21 protein-coding genes are annotated in these 26,134 nt (G+C 46.9%); 12 read left to right on the forward strand and 9 right to left on the reverse strand.

Annotation, left to right across the window (positions count from 1 at the left end; all coding sequences use genetic code 11):
- Positions 1-102: 102 nt before the first annotated feature.
- The 3 genes from AC3FZD_RS22080 to AC3FZD_RS22090 form a co-directional block, all read right to left on the reverse strand.
- Complete coding sequence (locus AC3FZD_RS22080; RefSeq protein WP_488738093.1) at positions 103-723, reverse strand: cytochrome c oxidase subunit 3; 621 nt, start codon at positions 721-723, stop codon at positions 103-105.
- A 143-nt stretch (positions 724-866) separates the two neighbouring features.
- On the reverse strand, positions 867-2,525 hold the full coding sequence (gene ctaD, locus AC3FZD_RS22085) for a cytochrome c oxidase subunit I (protein ID WP_488738094.1): 1,659 nt from the start codon (positions 2,523-2,525) through the stop codon (positions 867-869).
- A gap of 68 nt (positions 2,526-2,593) precedes the next feature.
- The gene (locus tag AC3FZD_RS22090) at positions 2,594-3,589 is read right to left on the reverse strand and encodes a cytochrome c oxidase subunit II (RefSeq protein WP_488738095.1); all 996 of its coding nucleotides are present in this window, start codon (positions 3,587-3,589) and stop codon (positions 2,594-2,596) included.
- Positions 3,590-3,856: 267 nt separating this feature from the next.
- On the opposite strand from AC3FZD_RS22090, the gene AC3FZD_RS22095 reads away from it, so the two are divergent.
- The 3 genes from AC3FZD_RS22095 to AC3FZD_RS22105 all read left to right on the forward strand — a co-directional run bounded on the left by AC3FZD_RS22095 (position 3,857) and on the right by AC3FZD_RS22105 (position 6,042).
- Positions 3,857-3,991 (forward strand): hypothetical protein, encoded by a 135-nt coding sequence (locus tag AC3FZD_RS22095; RefSeq protein WP_488738096.1) that lies wholly within the window; start codon positions 3,857-3,859, stop codon positions 3,989-3,991.
- Positions 3,992-4,078: 87 nt separating this feature from the next.
- The gene (locus AC3FZD_RS22100; RefSeq protein WP_488738097.1) at positions 4,079-4,990 is read left to right on the forward strand and encodes a COX15/CtaA family protein; all 912 of its coding nucleotides are present in this window, start codon (positions 4,079-4,081) and stop codon (positions 4,988-4,990) included.
- Between the two features lie 68 nt (positions 4,991-5,058).
- Positions 5,059-6,042 carry a heme o synthase gene (locus AC3FZD_RS22105; protein ID WP_488738098.1) on the forward strand — a complete coding sequence of 328 codons (984 nt, stop codon included), beginning with the start codon at positions 5,059-5,061 and terminating at the stop codon, positions 6,040-6,042.
- Positions 6,043-6,129: 87 nt separating this feature from the next.
- On the opposite strand, the gene AC3FZD_RS22110 is transcribed toward AC3FZD_RS22105, so the two are convergent.
- The 4 genes from AC3FZD_RS22110 to AC3FZD_RS22125 all read right to left on the reverse strand — a co-directional run bounded on the left by AC3FZD_RS22110 (position 6,130) and on the right by AC3FZD_RS22125 (position 11,239).
- Positions 6,130-9,168 (reverse strand): AAA family ATPase, encoded by a 3,039-nt coding sequence (locus tag AC3FZD_RS22110; protein ID WP_488738099.1) that lies wholly within the window; start codon positions 9,166-9,168, stop codon positions 6,130-6,132.
- Between the two features lie 74 nt (positions 9,169-9,242).
- Positions 9,243-9,560 carry a CpeR family transcriptional regulator gene (locus AC3FZD_RS22115; RefSeq protein ID WP_488740409.1) on the reverse strand — a complete coding sequence of 106 codons (318 nt, stop codon included), beginning with the start codon at positions 9,558-9,560 and terminating at the stop codon, positions 9,243-9,245.
- A gap of 111 nt (positions 9,561-9,671) precedes the next feature.
- Positions 9,672-10,439: a phycobilisome rod-core linker polypeptide gene (locus tag AC3FZD_RS22120; RefSeq protein WP_488738100.1), complete on the reverse strand. Its 768-nt coding sequence runs from the start codon at positions 10,437-10,439 to the stop codon at positions 9,672-9,674.
- 53 nt (positions 10,440-10,492) lie between these two features.
- Positions 10,493-11,239, reverse strand: a complete 747-nt coding sequence (locus tag AC3FZD_RS22125; RefSeq protein WP_488738101.1) for a phycobilisome rod-core linker polypeptide — start codon at positions 11,237-11,239, stop codon at positions 10,493-10,495.
- A gap of 449 nt (positions 11,240-11,688) precedes the next feature.
- On the opposite strand from AC3FZD_RS22125, the gene AC3FZD_RS22130 reads away from it, so the two are divergent.
- Entirely contained in the window at positions 11,689-12,369 is a 681-nt protein-coding gene (locus AC3FZD_RS22130) for a response regulator transcription factor (protein WP_488738102.1), read from the forward strand.
- A gap of 97 nt (positions 12,370-12,466) precedes the next feature.
- On the opposite strand, the gene AC3FZD_RS22135 is transcribed toward AC3FZD_RS22130, so the two are convergent.
- Positions 12,467-15,130 carry a PAS domain S-box protein gene (locus AC3FZD_RS22135; RefSeq protein WP_488738103.1) on the reverse strand — a complete coding sequence of 888 codons (2,664 nt, stop codon included), beginning with the start codon at positions 15,128-15,130 and terminating at the stop codon, positions 12,467-12,469.
- Positions 15,131-15,168: 38 nt separating this feature from the next.
- Here AC3FZD_RS22135 and AC3FZD_RS22140 point away from each other — a divergent pair, with 38 nt between their 5' ends.
- Entirely contained in the window at positions 15,169-15,624 is a 456-nt protein-coding gene (locus AC3FZD_RS22140; protein ID WP_488738104.1) for an NUDIX domain-containing protein, read from the forward strand.
- An 85-nt stretch (positions 15,625-15,709) separates the two neighbouring features.
- On the opposite strand, the gene AC3FZD_RS22145 is transcribed toward AC3FZD_RS22140, so the two are convergent.
- Complete coding sequence (locus AC3FZD_RS22145) at positions 15,710-18,118, reverse strand: phosphoketolase family protein (RefSeq protein WP_488738105.1); 2,409 nt, start codon at positions 18,116-18,118, stop codon at positions 15,710-15,712.
- Positions 18,119-18,626: 508 nt separating this feature from the next.
- On the opposite strand from AC3FZD_RS22145, the gene pta reads away from it, so the two are divergent.
- From pta to AC3FZD_RS22180, 7 genes are all read left to right on the forward strand, one after another.
- Positions 18,627-20,744: a phosphate acetyltransferase gene (gene pta, locus AC3FZD_RS22150; protein WP_488738106.1), complete on the forward strand. Its 2,118-nt coding sequence runs from the start codon at positions 18,627-18,629 to the stop codon at positions 20,742-20,744.
- Positions 20,744-21,955, forward strand: a complete 1,212-nt coding sequence (locus AC3FZD_RS22155) for an acetate/propionate family kinase (protein ID WP_488738107.1) — start codon at positions 20,744-20,746, stop codon at positions 21,953-21,955. Before pta ends, AC3FZD_RS22155 begins: the two co-directional genes overlap by 1 nt.
- Before the next feature lie 103 nt (positions 21,956-22,058).
- Entirely contained in the window at positions 22,059-22,892 is an 834-nt protein-coding gene (locus tag AC3FZD_RS22160) for a metal ABC transporter permease (RefSeq protein ID WP_488738108.1), read from the forward strand.
- A 57-nt stretch (positions 22,893-22,949) separates the two neighbouring features.
- The gene (locus AC3FZD_RS22165; protein WP_488738109.1) at positions 22,950-23,246 is read left to right on the forward strand and encodes a putative quinol monooxygenase; all 297 of its coding nucleotides are present in this window, start codon (positions 22,950-22,952) and stop codon (positions 23,244-23,246) included.
- Positions 23,247-23,475: 229 nt separating this feature from the next.
- Complete coding sequence (locus AC3FZD_RS22170) at positions 23,476-23,955, forward strand: carboxypeptidase-like regulatory domain-containing protein (RefSeq protein WP_488738110.1); 480 nt, start codon at positions 23,476-23,478, stop codon at positions 23,953-23,955.
- A gap of 222 nt (positions 23,956-24,177) precedes the next feature.
- Entirely contained in the window at positions 24,178-25,143 is a 966-nt protein-coding gene (locus AC3FZD_RS22175) for a metal ABC transporter substrate-binding protein (protein WP_488738111.1), read from the forward strand.
- 155 nt (positions 25,144-25,298) lie between these two features.
- Positions 25,299-26,075: a metal ABC transporter ATP-binding protein gene (locus AC3FZD_RS22180; RefSeq protein WP_488738112.1), complete on the forward strand. Its 777-nt coding sequence runs from the start codon at positions 25,299-25,301 to the stop codon at positions 26,073-26,075.
- Positions 26,076-26,134 lie beyond the last annotated feature (59 nt).

A 26,134-nucleotide genomic window follows, 5' to 3' on the forward strand; every position in this document is an offset into this window, starting at 1 on the left:
ATGGGGAGAGAGACGCTCCCACGCCAGTAATACCAAAGAAACCGGGTTTCTTGCACAGAAACCCGGTTTCTAGAATACCTTGGTCAGGAAGTTGCTGATTATTTACAGGATATATAACAGAGTAAACAGGACAATCCAGATCACATCAACGAAGTGCCAGTAAATCTCGGCCGCTTCTACACCAAAATGGGCAGATTGGGAATAGTGACCGGAAATACGCGATCGCCACAATACCCCCAAAATTAACACCAATCCGAACAAAACATGCAAACCATGGAAGCCGGTTAGCACATAAAACGTACTAGCAAACACATTATCTGTTAAGCCAAAACTGAGATGGAAATACTCATACAACTGTCCAATCAGAAACACAATTCCCATCAGTGCCGTAAGGCCAAACCAGAGTCTGAGTCCCTTTTCATCCCCCTTATTCTTAATCGCATCCCCAGCTTTATGAATCACAAAACTACTGGAAATTAGAATAATGGTATTAATGCCAGGTAACAGCAGTTCCAGTTCCGTGCCTTCCGGTTGCCAGTCCGGTGCAGTCAGCTTAAAGGTGAGATAAGCGGCAAATAAGCCCAAAAAGATCATTGATTCGGCAATCAGGAACATCAAAATCCCAAAGATGCGATGATCCGGATGCTCTTCATGATGGGATACGCCATGGGTTTCTTCGGCATATCCCATTACGGTTGCTGTCGCTTCAGCAGAACTTTGCATGTAATATATCCTCCAATTGGGGAACAGGGAATAGGGAATAGGGAACAGGGAATAGGGAATAGGGAACAGGGAATAGGGAATAGGGAACAGGGAATTAACTCCCCCACTCCCCCATTCCCCCATTCCCCCATTCCCCCACTCCCCTAGGTCGAGGGTTTCATTTCCGCTAACAACTCGTCCACCGATTTCTCCTTTTCTGAAGCTTCGGTATCAATTCCATAATCATAGGGGCCAGACCAAAGCACGGGGGGTTCTAAGAAGTTTTCCACCGGGGGAGGAGAAGCGGTTAACCATTCTAGGGTTAAGCCATGCCAAGGATTCGCCGGAGCGATAGGACCGGCTAACCAACTCCAAACGGCATTAATTAAGAAGGGCAAAGTGGAGATAGCCAGAAGAATAGAACCCACAGTACAGACCATATTAACGGTCGTAAATTGGGGGTCATATTCAGCCACCCGGCGAGGCATTCCTTGTAAGCCTAACCAATGCATGGGGAGGAAGCAGAGGTTAAAGCCGAGGAAAGTAAGGACAAAATGCACCTTACCCCAGGTTTCATTGAGCATCCGACCGGTCATTTTAGGGAACCAGTGGTAAATTGCGCCATAAATGCCGAAGACACTACCGCCGAAGAGGACATAGTGCAGGTGAGCGACGACAAAGTAGGTGTCATGAACATGGATATCAAAGGGAGCAGAGGCTAACATGATGCCGCTTAAGCCACCGACTACGAACAGAGAGAGGAAGCCGAGGGCAAAGAGCATGGCGCTATTGAGGCGAATTTTGCCGCCCCAAAGGGTGGCGAGCCAGCTAAAGACTTTGATTCCGGTGGGGACAGCGATAATCATGGTAGCGACCATGAAGAACATGCGTAACCAGCCGGGTGTGCCACTGGTGAACATATGGTGGGCCCAGACAATGAGGCCCAGGAAGCTGATGACGAGGCTGGAGTAGGCGATCGCCTTATACCCAAAGATCGGCTTGCGTGAATGTACGGGGATAATCTCGGAAATCACCCCAAACAGGGGCACAATCATGATGTAGACCGCCGGATGGGAATAAAACCAGAACAGGTGCTGATAGACGATGGGATCGCCGCCCCCCGTGGGATTAAAGAACGAAGTCCCCGCCATTAAGTCAAAGACTAAGAGAATCAATGCCCCCGCTAAAACCGGAGTAGACATCAAAATCAAAATAGAAACAGAGACTGTCGCCCAACAAAACAGGGGCATATCATAAATCCCCATACCCGGCATTCTCATATTCACAATGGTGGTCATGAAGTTGATGCCCCCTAAAATTGAAGAGGTTCCCAACAACAGCACACTGAGAATCCAAATAAATTCCCCTGCCTTAGCGCCGGTGGTACTTAAGGGGGGATAGGAAGTCCAGCCTGCACCGGGAGCGCCAACAAAGAAACTGGCCATTAACAAAATGCCCCCTGGAATAATCAGCCAGAAGGCTACGGCATTGAGCCGAGGAAAGGCCATATCCTTAGCACCAATCATCAGAGGAATGAGATAGTTGGCTAAACCCGCTCCAGCAGGAACAATCCAAAGGAAAATCATCACGGTTCCATGAACGGTAAAGAGACCGTTATAGAGTTCGCGGCTGACAAAATCTACCTGTGGAGTGGCTAGTTCGGTACGGATACCAACGGCTAAAAGTCCTCCTAGGATGTAGAAGACAAAGGAGGTAATCAGGTATTGCATCCCGATTATTTTGTGGTCGATGCTGAAGCTTAAGAAGTCTCGCCAACTGGGGCGATAGGCTTCAACAACAGTTGATGCTTGGGGTTGTGTCATAAGAAATGAGTAATAAGTAATGAGTAATGGGTAATGAGTAATGAGTAATGGGGAAAAACCTAATCCTCCTATTCCCCCATTCCCTCACTCCCCCATTCCCCTACACCCATGGCTTTCAGGGCACTCTCATCAATGCCCATTTCTTGGGTATAGGGCGCGAGGTATTCTTCGGAGGAGAGGTTAGCGACTACGGTTCCGAGATTTTCTCCATCGGCTGAGGCGAGTTGCTCATTCACCCACCGGTCAAAATCTTCTGCTGATTCCACAATGGTCGTGGTTCTCATGCCTCCATGGTAGGCTCCGCACAGTTCAGCACAGACAACGGGATAGTTTCCCACTTGTCTGGGCCGCAGTCGCAGTTGGGTGTCCCGGCCGGGGATGGCATCTTGTTTGACGCGGAATTGGGGTATCCACAGGGAGTGGATCACATCAGAGGCTTTGATATTGAGTTGTACATCCCGGTCTACGGGCATATGCAGGTCTCCACTGACGATTCCCGTTTCTGGATAGGTGAAGATCCAGGCATATTGGAGGCCGAGAACATCTACGACGAGATCGGCGGGTTTGCCCATTGCTTTGGGATCAGCGCCAATCCCAATCGCCACTCGACGGTCTGTTTTTTCCAGCGTTGGTGCTTCTAGGGGCGCGGCGATCGCCGATCCCTGCCCATGGTGGGCCATTTGACCATGGTCATGGGAAGCCATGGGATCGAGTCCGCCCATGTTGGTATACACATCGAAACTGTAGACCCCTAAGCCTAAGACAATCATGGCTGGAATTGCTGTCCAGACGATTTCTAGGGGAATATTGCCTTCGATGGGAGGGCCATCGGTTTCATCGCCTGGCTGCTGACGAAATTTAACGATCGAAAAGATCAGAATGCCCTGAACCAGCAAAAATAAACCAATAGAAATGGTCATCATAGTATTAAAAAGCCCATCAATCCAGGGTGCTTCTTCAGAAGCAGCGACAGGCAATAACCCATGATGTTGACCGAACCAGAGGCTGATCAGGGTTAAGAGAATACCTGCAATTAAGGTAATAATGTTACTCGGAATATTCACAGTGATTAGGCCGGTTGATCTTCAAGGGGTTTAACAATAGCGCTGGGCGCTGGTTATAGATAATGCTATAGGATAGCGGATTGGTGATCAGTTGTTGGTACTGCTCTACACCAATGCTTAAGTCCTCCTAGGGAGTGAGTATGAAGCATGATATCCCTTTTTCTAGATTGAGGGAGTCTTTACTTCTCTATTTACGTTAGAGCAGGTCTCGTCAATTTAGGTTTAAACAACAGCTATCCTAAGCTATCCTTAATACTTTTTTCAGCAATGAGGGAGGATGGGGGAGAGGGGAATGCCCTATTACCGACTACCGAGAATCGAAAGAAAAACCAAAGCCTGGCTAGGATTGGCGATCGCCTGATTAAAGTAGTAGACCAGTGGGAACTGGCCGGATGGTCTTGACCTCTGTCTTCGGTTGGTGAGCATTAGCTCGCAAATTGATTAACATAGATCGATAATTTATTGCATAAATGAACTGTGGATATGGGCATGGCTAATTTCACCTTCCATGAACAGATAGAATCGAAGCATCGAGTTCACCCTCAACAAAGAATCCTCAATTTAGTCCTCAAGCTGGTCGTGGCCACGGTGCTGTTAATGGCCGTTGGTAGTGCCACCAGGGTCATGAATGCGGGTTTAGCTTGTCCAGACTGGCCCCTGTGTTATGGAACCTTAGTACCCACCCAACAGATGAATCTACAAGTATTCCTGGAATGGTTCCATCGTCTCGATGCCAGTGTCATTGGTTTGGGGGCAATCTACCTGATGGGTCTCTCTTGGTGGTATCGTCAGGAACTGCCCCAATGGTTACCCTGGGCCGCTACTGGGAGTCTAGGATTAGTGGTTTTTCAAGGACTGCTCGGAGGACTCACGGTGACGGAACTGCTCCGGTTTGATATTGTAGCCGCCCACCTGGGAACCGCCCTGCTCTTTTTCCTCAGTCTGGTGACTATCTGGATGTTGCTCTTACCCTATAACGGCACAGGAGCAACGGGAAAACTGCCCTGGATAGGCACATTTGCCGCCGCTTTGGTCTACATTCAAAGTATTTTAGGGGCCCTCGTTGCCTCCCAATGGGCCGTTCATCAATGCTTAGGGGGTAATCAACTCTGTGGCATTATGCATAGCCATATTGCTGGGGTACTCCCTCCTATCATCACTACCGCCATTCTGATTATTTGGGCCCGACGGACTCCTGCTCTTCATCCTCTACTGCGGCGCTTAATTCACTATGCAGGAGGTCTTTTAGTCTTGCAAATTCTGTTGGGAGTGGGAACCCTCTGGTTACACCTGCAAGTGGAACCCCTAACCGTTGCCCATCAAACTATTGGGGCCTGTTTATTGGGGATTTTAACTGCTTTTTCAGTTTTAGCATGGCGCGATCGTGCGACCCATCACTGAGACGACCCCGAAAACCCCTTACCCCTTACGCTTGACACCCTTACCAGCGCAAAGCGCCCAATTAATCTATGCAAGACACTGTAAGAATTTCCCTATCTTCTGTCCAACAAACTCTTCTAGAGACTTGGCGCAATTACTATCAACTCACCAAACCTCGCATTATTCCCCTACTCCTGATTACCACAGCCGCCAGTATGTGGATTGCCTCAGATGGCAAAATCGATCCCATCCTCTTACTGGTGACCCTAACTGGAGGAACTTTAGCGGCTGCCTCTGCCCAAACTCTCAACTGTATTTATGACCTCGATATTGATTATGCCATGGTACGCACCCGCAAGCGTCCCCTGCCTTCAGGCAAAGTGCAACCGCGACATGCCCTCATTTTTGCTTTAATTCTGGCGGGTTTATCCTTTGGTTTGTTAACCCAATTTGCTAATTTGCCAGCCGCTCTGTTGGCGATGATGGGGATTGTATTTTATCTGGTCGTTTACACCCATATGCTTAAACGCAATACTCCCCAAAATATTGTCATTGGTGGCGCTGCTGGATCAATTCCTCCCTTAGTCGGTTGGGCGGCAGTCACGGGAGAATTAAGTTGGGCAGCTTGGTTATTATTTGCTTTAATTTTCCTTTGGACTCCACCCCATTTTTGGGCCTTAGCTCTCATGATTCGGGAAGATTACGCCACAGTCAATGTTCCTATGTTGCCTGTAGTAGAAGGAGAAGAAGCCACAACTGTGCAAATTTGGATCTACTCTTTATTGGTGGTTCCTGTTTCGTTGATGTTGATTTATCCCTTGGGAGTCTGTGGGGCAGTCTATGGCGCTTTTGCAGTGGTTTTAGGGGCGATTTTTCTCCAGAAAGCTTGGGTTTTGTTAAAAAATCCGAAAGATCTCCCGTTAGCCAAATCTATGTTTAAGTATTCGATTTTGTATATGATGGTATTGTGTACGGGAATGGTGATCGACAGCCTCCCCATTACCCATCATATGGTACAAGCTTGTACTGGTCATTTAGAGACTCTGATGGGTATGGTGTTGAGTATGGGTTAAGATCATTCATTTTATGTCTGTTCTCTGTTGTTTGTTTTACCCGCTACGGCGGGTTTTTTAATGGCAGAGGGGGAAAAGGGGTTTTCCTTAGACTACGGTAAGTTGGGAACCGTTAGCGGTTTTGGTGACTTCAATCCGTAGGGGAAAGGCTTCTTTAAAAAAGCTTAGGTGGGTAATGGTGAGGATGCAGGCAAATTCGGGAGAGATGGCATTAATCGCGGCAATGAGGCGATCGCATCCTTCCTCGTCTTGTGTGCCAAATCCTTCATCAATAATCAGCATTTGTAAGGCTGTCCCCGACTGTTGGGCTAGGAGTTTAGCTAAGGCTAAACGAATGGCAAAATTGACCCGAAAGGCTTCCCCACCGGAATAGGTTTCATAGGGACGAGTCCCCTGGGAATCAGCAATTAAAATATCGAGAGTTTCCACCCATTTATCTTTTTTAGTCTTCTGGGATTTTTGGGTGATAAATTGGACATGCAACTGATGAGAACTCAGCCGCGCTAATACCCGATTGGTTTGCGCTTCTAACTCTGGTAAAATATTCTCAATCATTAGAGATTGAATGCCTTTTTTGCCAAAAGCATAGCTTAATTCGCTGTATACTCGGTAGTTTCTCTGGGCGCTCTCCAGTTGTTGTTTAAGGGTTTGATACTGCTGGTTAAGACTTTTCAGATGTTGCTGTTGCTGCTGCAATCTGCCTTTACGAGAGAGCAATTCTTCTCGCTGCTGTTGTCCTTCCTGAAGCTGTCGCTCTAAGGCGTTTATTTGAGGTGTAGCATCGGGATTTTGGAGCAGAACTTTATCCAACTGTGCTAAACTTTTGCCTAATTCTTGCTCTCGATGTTGATGATCTTCTAAGCGACGATTTAACTCTAAGCAGGTCTGAATTACTTGGGGATACTGTTCTTGGGCTTGTTGCAATTGTTGATAGCGAAATTGGGCATTTTGGGAGTCTCGCAACTGATTGATGAGAATTTGGTGGCTCTCTGGAGCGTAGCCAATTTCGGCTAATTGGGTTTCTAAGGTTTGAATTTGTTTCTGTAGGCTAGAGGTGGTTTGCAATTTCTCTAAACGGCGGCTGAGTTGCTGCTGTTGCGCTTCTAATTCAGGGCGCTCTTGTTGCAGTTTCTGCTTCTGTTTGAGGGCGGATTTAATTTCTCCTTGTTTAATATCCACCCAGCGCCATTTTTCAACTTGATTTCTGGCGAGAACATGATTTTTCTCGTCATAATTAAGTTTCTGAAGATGCCGATCGATGGTCTCTAATTCTGCATACACATCCTGGGCATAGCTGCGAGTTTGCAAAGCCTCTTCAAGTTCTAAAATCTCCGTTTGCAATTGTTGCAGACGTTCGAGTTTTTGCTCCGTGACATCTAAGACGGCTTTGAGTTGTCCTCGCTTTTCAAGAGCGGGACTCAGCCCAGCCAGTTCGCGATCTAAATCTCGGTATTCTTGACGGAAAACTTTAATTTCTAGTTCAGAGGTGGCAAGTTGTTCGCGAATGACCCAAATTTGATTGAGAATTTGTTGTTGTTCAGAACTATGCTTTTCTTGCACTAAGTGCCAGTGGTGTTCATCTAGGGGGCGATCGCATAATGGACAAGGAGGATAGATCCGCTCCTCGCCGTTTTCTGGACTCGATCGCTGTTTGAGCAATTGTAGTTTTTGACTAATCGCATCAAGCTGGCTTTCGTAGCTGCGCTGTTGCGCTTGCAAGCGTTCCATCATATTGCGCCGTTCTTGCCCTTTTTCTAACACGCGCTGTTGATAAATCCGTTTTTTCTCCAATTGGGCAATTTGTCCCGCTAATTCTTCAGCAGCTTGTTCTAATAAGGGCGCTTGTGCTTGTTCGGTTTGGAGCTGTCGCCAAGAGGCTTGTAATTCTTCGAGTTTGGCTCGACAATGGGCTGTTGCTCGATCGAGTTGACTTTGCAGATTTTGGCGATGGTGGAGCAAGGGAGAGACTTGCAATTGAAGCCGATCTAGGGAATTGAGGCGATCGCGGGCTTGTTGGAGTTTAACTTGAGCTGCTTCAATTTCTGGCTGGCGATCGAGTATGGCTTGGTGTTCTCCCTCTTGGGTTTGTAGATGCTCCAGTTGAATGTGAATCAGACGCAGTTGATCCTCTATCGCTTCCTGTTGCTCTTTTTGCGTCTGACGTAAGTGATTAAGCTGTTCTTGGGTGGTTTGATAGGCGCTAAATTGGGCGGCAAGTTGGGCTTCTTTGGCTCGCAGGTTCTCGAAGTTGTGATAAGCCGTCGTCAGGCTGCTTTCTTGCTCTAAAAGGCTTTCGAGTTGCTCCTTTTGGGCGTTAGCAGTTTCTCGCTGCCGATGCAAACCCTGGCGATCGCGCTCCAAACTTTGCTGTTGGCTTTGATGCCATTGGAGTTGCTGATGTAAGGTTTGTTGCTGATGCTGGAGGGTTTGCCAACTGCTCAGTTGCTGCTTCGCTCTGGTTTGCGTTTGCTGCAATTGCTGCAAATGTTGCTCGATCGCTTGCAGTTCTTCGGCGATCGCCTCTTCTGTCGTCAGTTGGCTTTGAATTGCCTGAAGTTGTGGGTGCAGCACTGCCACAGTCGCTTTATGCTGCATAGAAATTTCCTTAGCGCGATCGCTCAGGTGATCATAGCGATCCAAATTCAGCAACCGCGCCAAAATCTGCTTACGCTCCATCGCCCCTTTGAGCATAAACTCATCCGCCCTTCCTTGGCGCAAATAAGCCGAATTCACAAACGTATGATAATCCAGCTTCAGACTCTCAATAATAAGCTCTTGAGTTTGGCGCATATTCCGACTCGTCAGCGAACGAAACCCGCTCTCCTTTTGCACCTGAAACTCCAGACTCGTTGTTTGTCCCCGTTGACGAGTACGAATCACCCGAAACGTTTGCTGATGCTGAATGAGGCTAAAGCTCACCCGAACCTCCGCCGCTCCATAATGAATCAAGTCATCTTCCGTATTGACACGACTTTTACCCCACAGACACCAGGCGATTGCCTCCAGCAAAGACGATTTTCCCGCCCCATTCACCCCAGAAATACAAGCGGTATGGAGTTGACTAAAATCTAGGCTCCCTTCCTGATAACTCAGAAAGTTTTTCAGCGTCAATTGTAGCGGTATCATTGCAAAAGCACTACCTTATCCTTTCATCCCTTAAGGAAAGTGTACCCGATCGCCGCCCCACCCTAACCCATTCCCTAATTATCCTCTCCGCCAGGATCGTTAAACTTCGTATAGAAGCTACCATATTGCAGCCAATACTGTTTCAAACCATGATTAGGCGTATGCAAACTCGCCTTAGCTTGATACAAAATCACCTGTCGATGTTGTCCGATCCAAACCCGTTTAGCCGGTTCGACCGAAATTAAAGTTCCACCCAAACTCGATACGCATTCTTCAAATCGTTCTACTGCTGAATATTCTACACTTTGAAAGATGAAAAAACTACCGGAACAGATTAAATAGCGATTTCTGATCCAATTTCGCATTTTTTGACAAGCCACTGGGGGGATCACAGCTCTCTCCATTCAGAACTTTTCAACTCTCTAGATCAAAACAAGGGGATAAAACCCCTTGTTTCTTTGGTCTAATCATTGACTACCAGGGCACAGTAGCTCTTGTTGGGTTTAAGCCACTTCTGTAATGCTCACAATCTTACCGCCCGCTTTATGAATACGCTGGATTTGGGGAGTCATCTTAGCTCCAGAAACCAAATACTTAGTTGTACTCACATGACGCGGACAGTCAAATTTAGACCCTGTGACCACAATTTCAAACATCTTCTCAGTCGCATCTTTATAGCCCGCAACACGACCGCCTTTAGAAGGCAATTTAATCTTGGTCGCTGCATTCGTAGCCACATCTTGCACCAAGCGAGAAGCCTTAAATGCACTATCTACACCAGCATTCCCTTGATACAAAGACAAAGTGCGGTTATAACCGACTTGTTTTTGTCCCGTCTGACTCATAGATCCCTGGTAGTAAGGAACAATATTTTCCCCGAATTTTTCTTGATATTCCATACTATCAAGATAGGAATCAATTTCAGCATCATAACCCTGCTCAATACAGATAGTAATGTGTTCTGAAACTTCCTTCTGATCCACTGGGGCACGGCCCAATAAATGCTTGAAATTCAACTCAATAAATCGATAGGGAGCGCAAGACTCAAAATAGCGACGGCGATAGAATTCAGACTTAGCCACAGCCCGCACAAATTCGCGTACTGTAATCTCTCCTTGAGTCAACTGGGATTCAGCCGTCACCAGCCGTTCGCTTTCCATTACATGGGGATTCCCCAACACTTGCTTATAAACAGCACGAATAACGGCTTGCTGTTCATCTAAGCCACTGGTTTTCCAAAGTTCAACTGGTGCATCTAATACAATGCTCATGGGTATCATCCTAAATGAGTTTTCAATTTTTTAAACAGATTATGTTGTCACTGTTATAAGGGAATAATTCCCCAAGCTGCTAAAGCTACAGCGCCTACTCCTAAACTTAATAATCCTGCCCCAGCCAGAGTTATGATTGTGCCCGTTAGACGAAGCCAAACCGGATAAGGAGGCCGTTGCCATGACCAGCGATAATCGGCTTTAGGAGGTTGAAAATAACCCAACTCTTCTAACTTCTGGCGATAATCGACTCCATAACGAGGCATCCTAGCACTGGGTAAATTTCCTTGAGAACGTTGGGGCAAAATCCGCCGCCGTTGATAGGGAACGGTACGATCGCCGAAATGGGTCAAATATTCTTCGCTATCAAGTAATCGATCGATAAATCCATTTAAACCTTCAGTCGCGAGAATAATTGACCAGGCTAATTTTTCCCGTTCTCCATAAACTTCTCGTCCGAGTACCCGTTGAATGCACAATTCTACAAACCGATAATTACTATTGGGTTCATAGTTGTTAATCCGAAAGGTTTCTGATCGCAGCAACGATCGCATAAAATCACGGACGGTAATTTGACCCGATCGCAACTGAGATTCTAGGCTCTGTTGAAGGTTCTTACACAGCAATTGCTGCTCGTTAAACACTTGCCGGTAGGCTGCCCAAATCAGCTCATCCATTTCTGCTGATGAGGTCAACAGTTCAGTCGTATATAGGCGAGGTTTTTCTGGACTAGAAATTTCAAATCCCTCAACCCGATGGTTTTGAGAGGTTGGGGGATATTGAAGCAAGGGAATTACCATAAGACCTCCTAGGTTATTTTGAGTTGAACTAAGTTAATATGCCTAAAGAGTTTTGCTCTCTTTCGGTGCATTTTAACCCCTGAGCGATCGCCTAAACGGGATCTATGAGGACTTCCCTGAACCTAAATTATGCCGAGACGAACTCTAAACCTCGACCCCATCTCCATCCAGAGGTGAGAGATCTGTTTCTTATTCTTCCATTGAAGGAGCCTAGGGACTGACTCTAAGTCAGCCTCTAGGAAACTGTCTAAATCAGCCAACCTCCCATAACTTAGGAACTTAGCAGATGAGAAGTAATTAAAAGAGTGAACAAATGGTAAAGAAATCGGAAAGATTCCTAAAATATCGCAAATTTTAACATTTTGTAATACTCGATCCCCGAATAACCGGGAGAATATGCTGAGTTTTCTTGTAAGCTGAAATGAATGGGTCAAGGCAACTGTAACCACATGAGGATTCTTTTAATTGAAGATGACATAAGTCTGGCTGAGACTCTAGCAGAAGCCCTAACGGATCAACTTTATGTTGTTGACATTGCCCAGAATGGAGCATCAGCTTGGGAATATTTTGACGCTCTTGACTACGATCTCTTGCTCTTAGATGTGATGCTTCCCGATCTCGATGGGATCAGTCTCTGCAAGCAACTCCGTCTTCAAGGTTATCAAATGCCGATTCTAATGATTACCGCTCGCGATACCGTTAGCGACAAAATCGCAGGTTTGGATGCTGGCGCAGATGATTATATTGTTAAACCGGTTGATTTGGGTGAATTATTTGCACGGGTTCGCGCTCTTTTGCGTCGAGGGAGTGTATCGGCTCCGATTTTAGAGTGGGGAGCCTTAACATTTGATCCTAGCACCTATGAAGCCAACTATAATCATCAACCCCTACATTTAACGCCTAAAGAATATTCCCTATTAGAATTACTCCTGCGAAATGGTCGTCGAGTGTTAAGTCGTCATGTGATGATTGAACATATTTGGTCTCTCAAAGATCCCCCAGAAGAAGATACAGTGAAAGTGCATATTCGCAGTTTACGTCAAAAATTAAAAGCGGCTGGTGCGCCAGAAGACTTTATAGAAACCGTTCATGGTATCGGCTATCGCTTAGGTAAAGTCGAGAACCCTTGATCCTACCCAGAACTGTCATAGTTTCGTCATCTTTCTACAATAGACTTCAGGTGTTGCTAAACCCCTATTTCTATGAAAACTTTTGTATCGTTAAAATCTAATCTTTGGCAAGGGGTAAAACAACAGTTAAAGTTGTACCTATGTTAAGTTGACTCTCAACTTTAAGGGTTCCCCCTTGCAGTTCCACACATTTTTTAGTCACCACTAGCCCTAATCCTGTACCGGGAATATGGCCCACATTTTGACCCCGTTGGAAAGGCTCAAACAGTTTTTGTTGATCCTCTGGGGAAATCCCAATACCATGATCGCTAATTTCAAAGATAATTGCCTGCGGTTCAACCTTTAAGCGCAATTGAACATCACTGCCAATCGGAGAATATTTAATCGCATTAGACAACAAATTAGAAAGAATCGATCGCAGCAATTTTTCATCTAAACTCACCCAAACCGAATCCTGGCTACAGATAAATTTGAGACTATACTGATGACCGGTACTAAACTGAATTTCTTCCAGCAACTGGCGGCAGAACTGCGGCAGATCCAGGGGTTGGGGGTCAAATTCTAATTTGCCCGCTTCAGCCCGATTAATGGTGAGAATATCATCTAACAGGTGTACCATTTGTTTAATTGAATCTTGAATTCTCCGTAAATTACGAGAGCGTTTAACCGGATCTTCCGCTTGATGGAGAGGGGAGGATTGTTCTAACAACTGGGCAGCCGCTAAAGCCGTACTCAGGGGAGTCCGAAACTCATGGGAAGCCATGGAGAAAAAGCGCGTTTTCAGGGTATGCAGCTCCTTTTCCCGCTCTAGAGCCAGTTTCATCTCATTTAGTCGCTTACGGGCAGTAATATCGCGGGAATTGACGACAAATCGGGGTTCTGGGTAGCTTTCTATGCCATTTTCCCTCACGGACGATCGATCGGCATGGCTAACCGCTTCTAGGATACGCCAAAACCCCTCCTGATGTTGGGCGCGAAATTCCATGGGCAGTAGCCCTTCTTGGCTTTCTAAGCTATTGATGATCTGCTGATAAATTTTGCAGGAGTCATCGGGATGCACTAAGTCAAAAAAATTTTGACCCATCAGTTTCGTGGGGGGATAACCCAGGACTTTTTCTACAGAAGGACTGGCATAGTAAATAGTGCCTTGGCGATCGAGAATGGTAATAATATCTAAGGCATTTTCAATCAGGGAACGGAACCTTTCTTCCGAGCGCTTGAGCGCTTCTTCAGTGTGTTTGCGTTCGCTAATATCTCGCTGAATGGAAACCCAATGGGTATATTCATTCTGTTTGTTGGCAACAGGAACTAAACTAAACTCGACCCAAAATTCCGAGCCATCTTTACGATAGTTGATCAATTCCATGGTTAGGGGTTGCCACTGAGAAAGGGCAGCTTTGACTTGTTCGAGTTTTTCTCGGTCAGTTTTTGCCCCTTGGAGAATGCGGGGGGTTTGGCCGATCAGTTCTTCGAGGGTATAACCGGTCATGCGGGTGAAGGCTTGATTGACGTAGAGAATACGGGGGCCGGGGGGATCGAGGGGGATTGCCTCCGTGATTAACACGGCATCATTGGTATTGATGACCACAGACTGAAGGAGACGCACCTGTTCCGCTTGCCGTTTTTGTTCGGTAACGTCGGCGACGACAGTAACCATACCACTAATGCGATCGCCGCTATCGAGTAGAGGCGCAGCAGAGAAGACAATATCAATGGGGGAGCCATCTTTTCTAAAGCGGCGTAGTTCTAAACTGGGGGGGGTAATGCCTTGCAGACAGGCTTGACGCAGGTCGCGATATTCGTCTACGGTTTCTTCAGAGAGGATGGGGTTGGGTTGATTGTAAACTTCGAGTTCACTCCAGCCAAACATCTGTTCGGCGGCTGGATTCCAGAGTTGTACTCGATCTTGGAGATCGAGGGTAAAGATGGCACGGGGAGAGGCAGCAATTAAGGATTGTAGGGTGTGGTTGGTGTGCCGGAGGGCGATTTCGGTGCGTTGACGTTCGGCTATTTCTAGGCGTAGGGCGTGGTTGGTGCGGGCGAGTTCTTCGGTGCGCTGTTCGACGCGCTGTTCGAGTTGGGTGTTGAGTTGTTGCAGTTGTTGATAGAGTTCGGATTGGCGGATGGCGATCGCCACTTGGGTAGCAAGCTGTTTCATCAGTTCGATTTCGTGAGATTGCCATTGCCGAGTTTGGCGACAGTGATGGGCAATGAGTAAGCCCCACAGATGGGGGGAAGGATGGGGGGTTTGCGGGGTTTCAATTTCCGTTTGAATAATGGGAACGACTAATTTGGCTTTGACGGCAAATTGTTGCACGAATTCCACCAGACACTCTTCAATATCGGAGTGTTCGATATCGGCGATCGCCCGACTTTTGCCCTTGATGTAAGCTTGATGATATTCCTGGGGAAAGACTTCTGCGGGAAAAACTTGTCCTAAAATACGGGGATAATCGGGTAAAACCGTTTCGGTAATGGCGCATCCCGTTCCATCGGCGTAAATTTGATAGATTAAAACGCGATCGCAGTCTAAAAATTGGCGCACATCAGCTACCGTGGTTGCCAGCACTTCATCGAGGTTCAAAGATTGGCGAATATGCTGGGCAATTTCATGGATTAACCGCTCTCTCTGGGTTTGCTGTCTGAGAATCAGTTCAGCCCGGCGGCGATGATGAATTTGCTGATACACTTGATAGCAGGCGATCGCCAGTAACAGGAGTCCAGCGAGGATACTTATACCCGTTATATCCATCTCTTCCATGCTCCTAATTTTCAGACTTACAATACTCTATATTTCCTATGGGCCGTCTGTGGCAAATTTTTCAAACTGTTTTAGGACTGATTTTCCGCCATCCCTTGGTAGGAACCAGTATTATCCCTATTCTTCCTGATGGGCGTGTGGTATTAGTTCAGCGAAAGGACGATCGCTCCTGGGGATTACCGGGAGGATTAGTCGATTGGGGAGAAACCATTCATCAAGCGGCAGTGCGGGAGGTGGCGGAAGAAACGGGATTAACGGTGGTGAAGATTGGGCGTTTGGTGGGGGTATATTCTGCACCCGATCGCGATCCGAGAGTACATTCAGTCTGCATTGTGGTTGAAGCTCAGGTAGAAGGGGATCTCTCCATTGCAGATACCCTAGAAATTGAAGCGGCTCAACCCTATGAGTTCTCGAATTTACCTCAAGAGAGGCTTTCCCACGATCATCGCCAACAAATCCAAGATTATTTGCAGGGAAAGACTACCCTGGCTTAAGATTGGGGAGTTCCAACTTCTGTTTACTCTGTTGTGTAGGGGCGAAAAATTTTTCGCCCCTACTGAGTTAGGCTAGGTTAGGACATTAATAGGGCCATTTCCAGTTGACAATCTCTTCCCGATCTATGCCTTGTTCGCGGGCATATTGCAGGTTTTCGATAATCGCGTTTTTCATCCGTTCCTTGACATAGGCAGCAGCAGAGCCGAGTTTAGGCACGCGGTCAATCACATCAATCACCAAGTTATAGCGATCGACTTGGTTATTAATCGCTAATTCTAGGGGCGTATTGATGTTGCCTTTTTCCTTGTAACCGCGTACATGAATCCGCTCTTGGTTCGCCCGACGATACACCAGTTTATGGATTAACCAAGGATAACCATGGAAGTTGAAGATGATCGGTTTATCGACCGTGAACAGACTATTAAAATCGCGATCGCTCAAACCATGGGGATGTTCTCCCTCTGACATCAGCTTAAACAAATCCACCACATTAATAAACCGTACTTTCAGGTCGGGGAATTCATCGCGCAAAATCGCAGTGGCTGCCAAGGATTCCATCGTGGGAATATCACCACAGCAAGCCATAATGACATCGGGCATATCCGGGTCTTTGCCACAGTCATCATTACTGGCCCATTCCCAAATTCCAATCCCTTTCGTGCAATGTTTAATCGCATCCTGCATATTCAAATATTGCAGGTGCATTTGTTTGTCCGAAACGATCACATTTACATAGTCGGTGCTGCGTAAACAGTGGTCAGAAACCGACAGTAAGCAGTTGGCATCAGGTGGGAAATAGACGCGGACGACATCCGGGCTTTTGTTGGTTACCAGGTCTACATAGCCGGGGTCTTGGTGACTAAAGCCATTGTGGTCTTGTCGCCAAACGAGGGACGACAGAAGGATATTCAGGGAGGATACGGGGGCCCGCCAAGAGACTTCATTTTTACAGATATCTAACCATTTAGCATGTTGGTTAAACATGGAGTCTACTACATGGGCGAAGGCTTCGTAGGTATGGAATAGGCCATGGCGACCGGTTAAAAGATAACCTTCGAGCCAACCTTGTAAGGTATGTTCGCTGAGGATTTCCATTACCCGACCATCGGGGGAAAGTTCGCTACCATCGAGGTCTTCGGGGAGAAAGTCGGCCATCCAGGCTTTTTTACTGACTTCATAGACGGGATGGAGTCGGTTAGAGGCCGTTTCATCGGGGCCAAAGAGGCGGAAATTGTTGGGGTTGTCGCGCATAATTTCCCGTAGGAAGTAGCCGAGAAATTTGGTATTTTCCACTTCTACGGTTCCCGGTTTGGGAATTTCGACGGCGAAGCTGCGGAAGTCGGGCATTTTCAGGTCTTTGCGGAGAATGCCACCGTTAGCGTTGGGGTTAGCGCTCATGCGGCGATCGCCTTTTGGAGCCAGTGCTTTTAATTCTGGGATCAATTTGCCCTTTTCGTCAAACAGTTCTTCCGGTTTATAACCCTTCATCCACTCTTCCAGCAAGCGCACATGCTCTGGGTTGCTGTGCATTCCCCCCATGGGCACTTGGTGCGCCCGCCAAAAGCCTTCTACTTTGTGGCCATCCACGATTTTTGGCCCCGTCCAACCCTTGGGAGTCCGGAGAATAATCATCGGCCAGCGCGGGCGTTTGGCTTCTCCTGTGCGGCGGGCTTCCTCTTGGATGGCCCGAATTTGGTTAATGCAAGTTTCCATAGTTCCGGCCATCTTTTGGTGCATGATGGCGGGATCATCCCCTTCTACCACATAGGGAGTATAGCCATAGCCGATAAATAGGCTCTCCAGTTCCTCTGCACTGATGCGAGATAGCACTGTGGGGTTAGCAATTTTATACCCATTTAGGTTGAGAATGGGCAGTACGGCCCCATCGCGAATGGGGTTAAGGAATTTGTTGGAGTGCCAAGCAGTGGCTAGGGGGCCGGTTTCGGCTTCTCCATCCCCAACCACCACAGCCGCGATCAGGTCTGGGTTGTCGTAAACGGTTCCGTAGGCATGGGAGACACTGTAACCGAGTTCTCCCCCTTCATGGATGGAGCCAGGGGTTTCTGGGGTACAGTGGCTACCGATATGACCGGGGAAGGAGAATTGCTTGAAGAATTTTTGCAGTCCTTCTTCATCTTCGCTTTTGTCGGGATAGACTTCGGAGTAGGTTCCTTCTAGGTAAACGGGGCCGAGGACTCCGGGCGCACCATGGCCCGGCCCGGCTAGGTAAATGACGTTAAGATCGTATTTGTTGATCAGTCGGTTGAGATGAACATAGCTGAAACTGAGGGCTGGGGAGGCCCCCCAGTGACCCAGAAGCCGATATTTGATCTGTTCGGATCTCAGGGGTTCTTTGAGTAAGGGGTTATCCCTGAGATAAATCATGCCAACGGCTAGATAGTTACAGGCTCGCCAGTAAGCATGGATTTGGTCAAGTTCATTGGGAGATAGGGGCGTTTGATTTATATTGAGTTTTTCGGGTACGGTGACCATATTTGCTCCCTAGATACAAAAACTGTAAAGCGGTTGATCGATTTTACTTTTCTGGGTTGAGTGAGAGGCGATCGCCCTTCACTCCTAGCCTATTAAACTCTCTCAAGGGTGGAATTGTCAAAATAACAAAAGGCGGATTTCTTAAGCTTTTCTTTTGATTGATAGCCCGGATGAAAATCTTAAAAGGAATTTAATGTCATATTAATATTAAATTGGGGAAGAGTTTGCTAAAGTTGACTAGAGGTGTGAGCAATCACCGGGTCGATTCTGAACATCCATGATTGAGCAAAATTTTAGATTTTATCAGGAATGGAAAAGAGGAATGCTAATTTAGGGGGAAAAGCGCCTATGGGTGTCAGAGCAAACAGGCGATCGCCACAACAGTCCTTTAGGATCGAGTGGGTGAGTTAGAATATTGGAGGCGATCGGCAGAACGATTCCTGATCGTGTTCTGAAAATTCATCTCTACTTAGCCCCAATGTTTGTCAATGCTTAAGGTTCACAAATCATGGCCAATTCTTTATATATTAGCACTACAGAAGTCGCCAGTGGAAAAGCACTTATTTCTCTGGGTGTGATTGAGTGTCTATCCCGTAAAACCAGTAATATTGGTTTTTTTCGCCCAATTATTCGTAAACCAGAATCCGGTGACATTGATGATGATATTAACCTAATTCTGACTCATTTTCGTCTCAAGCAGTCCCCAGAGGATTCCTTTGGATTATATCTGCAAGAAGCAACCGATTTGCTCAGTCACCACCATTTAGACGATCTACTCGATCGGATTATTGAGCGTTATAAAGAATTAGAGAAAAAAGTTGATTTTGTAGTCTGTGAAGGGTCGGATTTTAAGGGTCAAGAGGCAGCTTTTGAGTTCGATCTGAATGTGGAAATTGCCAAAAATTTAGGCTGTCCGGTGTTAATTGTGGGGAAAGCGAGCGATCGCACTCCAGAAGAAGCGATTAATTCAGTACAATTGCCCCTGGATGTGTATCGGGAAAAAGAATGTGATGTGGTGGGAGTAGTTCTCAATTTAGCTCAACCGGATCAAGTCAATAGCCTCAAAGCCAGTTTAGTAGAAGCATTAGATCTACCAGAGAGCTTAGTTTCAGTTATTCCCTACGATCATCGCCTCAGTAGTCCCCGAATGCGAGATGTAGTAGAACAACTTAATGCCCAAGTCTTATATGGACACAAACGGCTGAACACCTTAGCCACCAATTATGTGGTAGCAGCAATGCAAGTGCAACATGCGATCGAGCGATTAAAGGATGGCAATTTAGCCGTGACTCCAGGGGATCGCGCCGATGTAATCCTGGGTGTTGTGCAGGCGGATCAGTCGGTAAATTACCCCAATTTAGCGGGTTTAGTCCTCTCCTGTGGCATTAAACCTCACCCGGCGATCGCCAAACTCCTAGATGGATTACCCGATCCGCCGCCCATTTTATCAGTAGAAACCGATACCTATACTACCGCTTCCGCCATCCATGACTTGCATATTCCCCTCACCTGTGGCGATCGCAAAAAAATTAATCTAGGGATTCAAACCTTCGATAGCTACGTCAACTTACAACAGCTAGAAGCACGCATTCAAGGGGTAAAAACCAAGGGCATCACCCCGAAAATGTTTACCTACAATTTGGTTCAACAAGCCAAAGCCCAAAAACGCCATATTGTCCTTCCCGAAGGCAACGATCCCCGCATCCTCAATGCTACGGTATCCCTCTTATCCCAAGAATTAGTCGAAATCACCCTCTTAGGCAGTCTTTCCAGCATTGAACAAACCCTGAAAAAACATAACATCCGCCTGGATTTAAACCAAGTCCAAATTATCAATCCTGCCATTAGTGAAAACTTCGATCGCTATGCCCAAACCCTCTATGAATGCCGCAAACATAAAAACCTCAGCGTCGATATGGCCAAAGACTTAATCATGGATGTGTCTTACTTTGGCACACTCATGGTTTACAGTGGAGATGCCGATGGCATGGTTTCTGGAGCCGTCCACACCACCCAACATACCATCCGCCCCGCCCTACAAATCATCAAAACTCAACCCGATTGTTCCATCGTCTCTTCCGTCTTCTTAATGTGTTTAGAAGATCGAGTATTGGTCTATGGAGATTGTGCCGTCAATCCCAATCCCACCGCCGAACAATTAGCAGAAATCGCCCTATCTTCTGCCGATACTGCCAAACGATTTGGCATTGAACCCAGAGTGGCTTTACTCTCCTATTCTTCCGGAGAATCCGGTAAAGGGGAAGAGGTAGAAAAAGTGAGAAAAGCTACCCATTTAGCCCAGGAAAAACGCCCAGATTTGAAAATTGAAGGCCCCATTCAATATGATGCAGCCGTCGATCCAGAAGTGGGCGCTCAGAAAATGCCTAATTCTGAAGTTGCGGGACAAGCAACGGTGTTAGTCTTCCCCGATTTAAATACCGGTAACAACACCTATAAAGCCGTCCAAAGGGAAACCGGGGCGATCGCCATCGGCCCCATTTTGCAAGGCTTGCGGAAACCCGTTAATGACCTCAGTCGCGGCTGTACGGTTACCGATATCATCAATACGGTCACCATTACCGCCATCCAAACCCAAACCATTTGTCCCCTCAATCCCCCAAGCTGATGAAAATCCTAGTCTTAAACGCGGGTTCGAGTTCCCAAAAAAGCTGTTTATACGAGATTACCGGCGATGCTCTCCCAGCCCATCCGCCCCATCCCCTCTGGGAAGCGACTATTGACTGGACAGTATCCAACGACTATGGAGTGATGAAAGTCAAAGCCAATGGCATGAAGCTGGAAACCCATTTACCCAGTGATGCCAAAGAAGAGGCGATCGGGCAACTCCTGCAAACCCTAGTTAGTGGCGAAACCCAAGTTCTAGAGAGCCTCTCCGAGATTAACGCCGTCGGTCATCGGGTGGTGCATGGGGGAGTCGAATATTCCCAAGCCACCCCCATCACCCCAGAAGTGAAGACGACCATCAAGAAACTGATCCCCCTTGCACCCTCCCACAATCGGGCCAATTTGCAGGGCATAGAAGCCGTAGAGAAGGTCTTGCCCGACCTGCCCCAGGTGGCGGTATTTGACACGGCTTTTCACAGCCAGATGCCCCTAGAAGCGGCGATCTACCCCATTCCCTATGAATGGTTTGGACAAGGGGTGCGGCGCTATGGATTCCATGGAACCAGTCACCGCTATTGCGCCCTACGCACGGCGGAGTTAATGGGAAAACCTTTAGAGTCCCTGAAGATGATTACTTGTCATTTGGGTAATGGCTGTTCCTTGGCTGCTGTCAAAGAGGGCATTAGTATCAATACGACGATGGGATTTACCCCTTTAGAGGGCTTAATGATGGGAACCCGGAGTGGTTCCATCGATCCGGCGATTATCTTCTATTTGATGCGCGATCGCGGTTTTGATGTCGATAGTCTCGATCGAATGCTCAATAAAGAATCGGGCTTTAAAGGGGTATCGGGACTGTCGGCCGATCTACGAACGATTCTGCAAGGGATGAATGACAAGAATGAGCGGGCAAAATTGGCCTTCGATCTCTATATCCATCGTCTGCGGAGTGCCATGGGTGAAATGTTAGCCAGTTTAGGGGGCTTGGATGTGCTGGTGTTTACTGCTGGAGTGGGCGAAAATTCAGTGGCAGTGCGCCAAAGAGCCTGCGAAGGGTTCGAGTTTTTGGGTTTAATGCTAGATCTGGAGAAGAATGCCTCTGCTCCTATGGATACAGATATCGCTACAGCCGATTCTGCGGTGCGCGTTTATGTGATTCATACAGAAGAAGATTGGGCGATCGCCTCTCAAACTTGGCAATGTTTAAGATAAGATCCTGCTTTAGGGGTGGGCGAGTTTAGATGATTGATGGGTTGGTGTCCTAAACTGAGGTGAACCGGCCCCTACAACCCTCTTAATGATTAATGATTAATTGATGGAAACTGAAATTTCACGGGCCATAGAACTCTTCCAATTTTCCTTTATGCAACGGGCCCTTGTGGGAGGCATATTAATGGGAATGATGGGGGGATTGTTAGGGAGTTTTACCATTTTGCGGCAACTCTCATTTTTTAGCGATGCCTTGGGACACTCGGCCCTATTGGGATTAAGTTTAGGGCTATTATTAGGACTCAATCCCTCATTGGTGATTTTGCCCTTTGCGGTGATTTTTGCCCTGGTCGTCAACACTTTTCTAGAGCGTACCCAACTCTGGACAGATGCAGTATTGAATATTGTTTATTCTTCCTCCTTAGCCATTGCAATTATTACCCTGAGTCTGATCGGTCAATACAAAGGGGGCATCAATAATTTACTCTTTGGTGATATTTTAGCTCTGGAACCTTTCGATCTCATCGTTAGCACGGTCTTATTGTTGGTTTGTATCGGCTTTATTGGCTTAACCCTGCGAACCCAGATGATGGTGACGCTCCATGAACCGATGGCGATCGCCCGTGGGGTATCCGTCGAAACCCATCGCACTGCCTTTGTGGTGCTGCTCTCCTTAGTCGTTGGAGTCGCGATCAAGGCGATCGGAGTTTTATTAGTGAGTGCGTTTATCGTTATTCCCGCCTGTTCCGCTCGCTTACTGAGCCATAATTTTACTACCTATGCGATCGGCTCTGCGGTTATTGGTGCGATCGGTGCTTTATGCGGCATTGTCCTTTCTGCCCTATTTAACCTGCCCTCCGGCCCTAGTATCGTGATCATGCAACTGGCCTTTTTCTTGAGTGCGATCGCTTTTAGCCAGCTAAAACCCCTCTCTCCGTAATCCGATGAGAAACAGATCGTCTACACTGTTAACTGTTTACCCATTCTAAACAATAATATGACTGAAAAAATTTATGTTACAGGCAAATTCAAAGCCAAAGCGAATCAAGTCGCTAAAATCATGGAACTTCTTGAGCAACTGACCTTCAAAAGCAAGAACGAATCAGGGTGTATTGACTACGGCTTTTACCAATCTACAGACGATCCTCATACCTTTATTTCCTTCGAGATCTGGTCAGATATAGAGTCAGAAACTCTTCATTGGGATACTGAGCATGTCCAGGACGCTCTCCGCCAAGTTCCAGAGTTAATCGACGGAGAATTAGAAGTGGGAAGATATACGAAAGTGATCTAGTTTTCAACTTCTTCAGCCAGACGTAGCCAGCTCAATACAAAAGAGACAAAAGAGAAAGACAGGTTTAGATTTTCGGGAGTGGGAGCATCTTGCTTGCTAGAGAAAGGCAGCCAGGGAGACGCTTCCACTCCTTGCTTTGCAGGGAGTAGGGAAAGTCTCAGGAGAATCTGCCCAATTGGAGGATTTGCTTTTAAGATTGACTAAAACTGTCATAACCAACAGGAGAGTCATGAAAACCTTCCTTACCCTGTCTGCCCTTCTACTGAGCGTCGTCAGCTTACCCAAAGTGGCGATCGCCCACGCCGTAGAAACCGATTATCAGGCCATGTCCGATCGCCTGGAAATCCAATCTATGTTTAGCACCGGTGAAGCCTTTGAAGGTGCGCCCGTGGTCGTTTACGCCCCCAACGATCCCACCAAACCTTGGCTAGAAACCAAAACCGATGCTAACGGTCAATTTGTCTTTCAACCCGATCCCTCCATTCCCGGTGAGTGGTCGATAGAAATTGGGGCAGGTGGCCATTGGGATAATCTGATCGTTCCTGTCAATGACCAAGGGATTGAAGAAGATAAGGTCAGTTATCTTGACGGCCAACCCTACCATACCCACAATCGCCTGGCCAATCGTTCTATGCTCGCTGGTGTTGCAGGAATAGCCGTTCTTGGTGGTATTGGGGGTGGCATCTTGCGCCGCAAGCTCAAAGGCTAATTCTGGTAATAGAGTAGCCCTGTTGCCCTCATCCCCCTGCCCCCTTCTCCCACAGGAGAAGGGGGTTTTAAGTCCCTCTCGGAGTGGGAGAGGGATTTTCCTTTCCCTTTGGGACATGAACGGACATGAAAGGGAGAGGGCAAATTTTTTAAACCAACCCAGCAATTATGATATAAATATGAAAGATGAAACAATTATGAAATCAACCGGACTGATTTCTCCATGTCTTGCTCCTATCCAAAAATTGCGATCGCCGGCCTAGTCCTCACCCTAGGTCTGACAAGCTGTATAAGTACAAACACCAACCCAACTCTGAACCCAACCCCTGAAAACCCAGCTTCTATCCCTGGAGAAGCACAAAATAAAAAGAAAGTCCTCACCACCTTTACCATTCTTGCCGACATTGCCCAAAACATTGCCGGAGACAAACTAATCATCGAGTCCATAACCCGCATCGGTGCAGAAATTCATGGTTATGAACCCACCCCCAGCGATCTTACTAAAGCCCAAGATGCTGATTTGATTCTCTACAACGGCATGAATTTAGAGCGCTGGTTTCAGCAATTTTTAGGTAACCTCGATAATGTACCCTCTGTAGTTTTAACGGAAGGCATTGAACCCATCCCCATTGCGGAAGGCCCCTACACTGACAAACCGAATCCCCATGCTTGGATGTCTCCCCAAAATGCCCTGATTTATGTGGAAAATATCCGCCAAGCGTTTGTTACTCTCGATCCGGAAAATGCAGATACTTATAATGCCAATGCAGCGGCCTATAGCGAAAAACTCAAAGCCATTGACCAAAAATTGCTCGAAGCGATCGCAAAAGTTCCAGAAAATAAGCGCTACTTAGTCACCTGTGAAGGCGCTTTTTCTTATCTAGCGCGAGATTATGGAATGAAAGAAATTTATATTTGGCCGATTAATTCCGAACAACAGTTTACGCCCAAACAAGTGAAAGGCGTAATCGATCGCGTGAAAAATCAACAAATTCCCGCTATTTTTTGTGAAACGACAGTAAATGATAAAGGACAAAAACAAGTCGCGCAAGCTACGGGAGCCAGGTTTGGGGGCAATCTTTATGTTGATTCTTTGTCTCCTCCAGATGGCCCTGTGCCTACATTTTTAGACTTATTGGAATATGATGTGCAACTGATTACAGAGGGATTGTTAATGAGTAAGGAGTAATCTGTAGTGGGGGAATAGGGGAATGGGGGAATGGGGGGAGTGAAATACAGAATCTCAAATTGCTCTCTATAACCTTTGTAAACCTGCCCCAAACCAGAGTGATTATTTAATTATTAATTATTAATTGTTAATTGTTCATTGTTTTGGAGAAAACTATGCCATCTTTAACTGAATCGCTTAATATAACTGTCAATAATTTGAGTGTGACTTATAGTAATGCTCGGCTGGCCATTTATAATGCCACTTGTCGCGTCGAACCGGGAACGATTACGGCGTTAGTGGGGCCCAATGGGGGCGGAAAATCGACTTTATTTAAATCGATTATGGGCTTTTTACCGCCTAAGCAAGGACAAATTCGGGTGGGTGGTATGCCGGTAGAAATGGCTCAAAAGCGCCAGTTAATGGCGTATGTACCCCAGTCGGATGAAGTGGATTGGAATTTTCCGGTCAGCGTTTTTGATGTGGTGATGATGGGACGCTATGGCTATATGAATCTGTTCCGCATTCCCAGCGCGAAAGATCGACGGTTGGTGATGGAAAGTTTAGAGCGGGTGGGAATGGTGGAGTTTCGGAATCGGCAAATTGGGGAGCTTTCGGGAGGACAAAAGAAACGGGCATTTTTGGCGCGATCGCTGGCTCAAGAAGGTAAAGTCATTTTATTGGATGAACCGTTTACTGGGGTAGATGTGAAAACTCAGAAGCGAATGATTGATTTGCTGATGCAGTTGCGCGATGAGGGACATACCATTCTGGTGTCTACTCATGATCTGGCTTCGATTTCCACATTCTGCGATCGCACCATTTTAATCAATCAAACCATTCTCGCATCCGGAACCACAGAAGAAACTTTTACCCAAGAAAATCTCGCCATGACATTTGGCGGTTTACCGGTGCAAAGTTTATCCTCTATATCTTCTCCTTTCGAGGGGTAGTTGCAGATTTTGCCCTCTCCCTATATCCCTCTCCCCAGGGAGAGGGACTTCTCCCCTTC

The organism is Roseofilum sp. KMC-1 (assembly GCF_057802075.1).

Coding starts and splice junctions, on each gene's coding strand:
- AC3FZD_RS22080 (WP_488738093.1), bottom strand. CDS start 723: ATGCAAAGTTCTGCTGAAGCGACAGCAACCGTAATGGGATATGCCGAA.
- ctaD (WP_488738094.1), bottom strand. CDS start 2,525: ATGACACAACCCCAAGCATCAACTGTTGTTGAAGCCTATCGCCCCAGT.
- AC3FZD_RS22095 (WP_488738096.1), top strand. CDS start 3,857: ATGAGGGAGGATGGGGGAGAGGGGAATGCCCTATTACCGACTACCGAG.
- AC3FZD_RS22100 (WP_488738097.1), top strand. CDS start 4,079: ATGGCTAATTTCACCTTCCATGAACAGATAGAATCGAAGCATCGAGTT.
- AC3FZD_RS22105 (WP_488738098.1), top strand. CDS start 5,059: ATGCAAGACACTGTAAGAATTTCCCTATCTTCTGTCCAACAAACTCTT.
- AC3FZD_RS22110 (WP_488738099.1), bottom strand. CDS start 9,168: ATGATACCGCTACAATTGACGCTGAAAAACTTTCTGAGTTATCAGGAA.
- AC3FZD_RS22120 (WP_488738100.1), bottom strand. CDS start 10,439: ATGAGCATTGTATTAGATGCACCAGTTGAACTTTGGAAAACCAGTGGC.
- AC3FZD_RS22125 (WP_488738101.1), bottom strand. CDS start 11,239: ATGGTAATTCCCTTGCTTCAATATCCCCCAACCTCTCAAAACCATCGG.
- AC3FZD_RS22130 (WP_488738102.1), top strand. CDS start 11,689: ATGAGGATTCTTTTAATTGAAGATGACATAAGTCTGGCTGAGACTCTA.
- AC3FZD_RS22135 (WP_488738103.1), bottom strand. CDS start 15,130: ATGGAAGAGATGGATATAACGGGTATAAGTATCCTCGCTGGACTCCTG.
- AC3FZD_RS22140 (WP_488738104.1), top strand. CDS start 15,169: ATGGGCCGTCTGTGGCAAATTTTTCAAACTGTTTTAGGACTGATTTTC.
- AC3FZD_RS22145 (WP_488738105.1), bottom strand. CDS start 18,118: ATGGTCACCGTACCCGAAAAACTCAATATAAATCAAACGCCCCTATCT.
- pta (WP_488738106.1), top strand. CDS start 18,627: ATGGCCAATTCTTTATATATTAGCACTACAGAAGTCGCCAGTGGAAAA.
- AC3FZD_RS22155 (WP_488738107.1), top strand. CDS start 20,744: ATGAAAATCCTAGTCTTAAACGCGGGTTCGAGTTCCCAAAAAAGCTGT.
- AC3FZD_RS22160 (WP_488738108.1), top strand. CDS start 22,059: ATGGAAACTGAAATTTCACGGGCCATAGAACTCTTCCAATTTTCCTTT.
- AC3FZD_RS22165 (WP_488738109.1), top strand. CDS start 22,950: ATGACTGAAAAAATTTATGTTACAGGCAAATTCAAAGCCAAAGCGAAT.
- AC3FZD_RS22170 (WP_488738110.1), top strand. CDS start 23,476: ATGAAAACCTTCCTTACCCTGTCTGCCCTTCTACTGAGCGTCGTCAGC.
- AC3FZD_RS22175 (WP_488738111.1), top strand. CDS start 24,178: ATGTCTTGCTCCTATCCAAAAATTGCGATCGCCGGCCTAGTCCTCACC.
- AC3FZD_RS22180 (WP_488738112.1), top strand. CDS start 25,299: ATGCCATCTTTAACTGAATCGCTTAATATAACTGTCAATAATTTGAGT.